This is a genomic window from Segatella sinensis (assembly GCF_040095255.1).
In the GTDB taxonomy this organism is placed as follows: domain Bacteria; phylum Bacteroidota; class Bacteroidia; order Bacteroidales; family Bacteroidaceae; genus Prevotella; species Prevotella sinensis.
Genome location: NZ_JBBNGE010000112.1, coordinates 1 through 2,410 on the forward strand (window position 1 = coordinate 1; position 2,410 = coordinate 2,410).

A 2,410-nucleotide genomic window follows, 5' to 3' on the forward strand; every position below is an offset into this window, starting at 1 on the left:
TTCCAGAACGACCTGCTTACATACGTGTTCCAGTCAGAATCGCGAGGTCAGAAGGCCATAGATTCCAAGTTTCCAAAGGGACTTCCCTATTCGACACTTGTGACTGACAGACATCAGAGCTACTTCAGGATGAATGTTAAGGACCATCAGGTCTGTCTGGCTCATCTCCTTAGGAATGCAGAGTATCTGAACGAATTGGATTCAAACCAGGACTGGTCACGGAGATTCATCCAACTGATAGAACACTCTATAAATCTCAGAAGAGAGGGCAACATTACCTCTAGAAAGATAAAAGTACTGAAGACTAAGATGAAGAACCTCTTGGGTGAAAGCCTCACGCATTTAGATAACGAGTTTGAGAAATTCAAGAGAGGTATCCTTAAGGTCAAAGACTACCTGTTCACCTTTCTCTCCAATCCAAGTGTGCCATACGATAACAATGCCAGTGAGCGGGGAGTTAGGAAAATCAAGATAAAACAGAAAGTCAGTGGTTGCTTCCGAACAGACGGCGGTGCCGATGATTTTGCCAAGCTGCACTCCATCGCTGAAACTGCTATGAAGAACGGAAATTCGAAATTCAATGCAATTCTTGCTGTAGTACAACAGTAAGACGATTACTCATGCCCATAGGGGGTGCTGAGTAGTTACCAGTACTGCTAGAGATGTTAATAATTCTATATATCTTAACAAAAATGAGGTAAGAAAGTATGTATATGAAAAAATGAGCAACATTTGGTTTGAAATATAGAAATTGACTGGCTAGCCAGTCAATTTCTAAGCCAAATTTTTAAATTTGACACCAAAAATCGATTGTACCAATCGATTTTTAATAAAATATTCTATACAAACTTAAATGAGCCAAGAGATTAAAGATTGGATGCATTATGGTTCTGCTATTGGTATGCTGATATCATGTGTGGTCCTAACATTCATCTCATTCCTAACTTTGCACCTAGTTCATAGCACTGTACTGATGTATGTTACGCTGTGTATTACTTTCGCTTCTGCTGTATTCGGTATTACACTATATTTCAGAAGTAACTTAGGTCAATTTGGAACTGAGATGAAGAATGACATGAGAACTATAATAAGGGAAGAGATTGACAACCATGTTAATGACCATCACTTAAGTTCTGGTCAAGAACTAAGTTAATGAAAAACATGAATAAAAAACAGAAAAGAGGATAGTCAGTAATTGGCCATCCTCTTTTTATGTGCATTAGCTTGTCTCTTGCACAGAGCCATGCGATGTGTATTAGAACTTCATGCTTCAGTTCAACTGAAGTTAACTTAGTTCTTGAGCAGAACGTAAGTGATGTTTATTAATCTTCTCTATATGAATCAGAATATTCGCCATCAAAGTGAATAATCTTGTAATCTGTACTGTAGTTGTCATTGTATTCGTATGTTCTATCATCAATGACATGATTGTCATAAGCCAATTCTGTCAAATGTATATCATCTTCACATAAATAGTAGTCGAATTGTGAAGAAGGATAAAATCCTAACTTGGATGGGTCAAATTCTTCACCATCTTTTAACTCTAACCAATAAGTGATAGTACACCATTTCATCATATTGTTCTCTACTAAATAGTCACCTTCTTGAAGTGGATGGTAATGGAAGTTTTGTATTGGTAATTCTTCATCATTTTCATCCAATTCTGGATATTCTTTAATTTGAGACACATCAGTTGTAGACCAGATTTCATTATCATCTTCATCTTTAACTGTAAGTGAGAATGTATCAGCATTATAGAGAGCATCATTATTCATCACTACTCCTTGTGCTACATATTCTGAATCATGAAAAACATCATAAGCCTCATCATTGAAATCTTCTGATGACTCCAATTTATCTTTTGTCTCTTCATCTAATTCTGATAATGTAAGCTCTGTTGCATACTTAATTGTCAACTCTAATGTATATTTTGCCATATTTTAATTGTTTTGATTAAACCAAGTACAAATATATGAATTTAGTAGCAGAATTTTAGTTTTACAGGGTTAATTAATCTTAATTTAAATGTTAATTTGACTTAATGTAAGAATATGTTATTCTTATAAATTGTTCAGTATCATGAAATAGTGTTAATTTTGTAGTGTCATTTAAATATTATGGTTATGAAATATCAGACAATAGAAGAAAGAAGCAATGAGGTATTCAATGGACTAGGTGGTTGTTAGGTACTAGTAGATTTTGATTATGGTAAGAATGTGTATCAGAACAGTCTAAATGATGACTTACTTTACATATTCAAGCATGAGTATATGAAAGGTTATGGCAATAAGAAGTTTGGATTGTTGGTTTGAGTTAATATTAGCATGTGTGTTAAAGCACAAAGTAAACTGCCTAAAATAAGTAATGCCCCTCTAGTATGCAGCCTTTCGGCGCGCCAGAGGGGCTTATT

Annotated in this window: 2 protein-coding genes; one reads left to right on the forward strand and one right to left on the reverse strand. The window is 35.0% G+C overall.

The annotated features are described in order from the left end of the window. Positions 1-609 (forward strand): IS66 family transposase (locus tag AAAT87_RS15240; protein ID WP_349226906.1); only part of this gene is annotated, 609 nt, incomplete at its 5' end. A gap of 713 nt (positions 610-1,322) precedes the next feature. On the opposite strand, the gene AAAT87_RS15245 is transcribed toward AAAT87_RS15240, so the two are convergent. Next, positions 1,323-1,937 (reverse strand): hypothetical protein, encoded by a 615-nt coding sequence (locus AAAT87_RS15245; protein ID WP_349226907.1) that lies wholly within the window; start codon positions 1,935-1,937, stop codon positions 1,323-1,325. Positions 1,938-2,410 lie beyond the last annotated feature (473 nt).

Bases quoted from the DNA above. Each gene is read 5' to 3' on its own strand.
- AAAT87_RS15245 (WP_349226907.1), bottom strand. From the start codon at position 1,937: ATGGCAAAATATACATTAGAGTTGACAATTAAGTATGCAACAGAGCTT.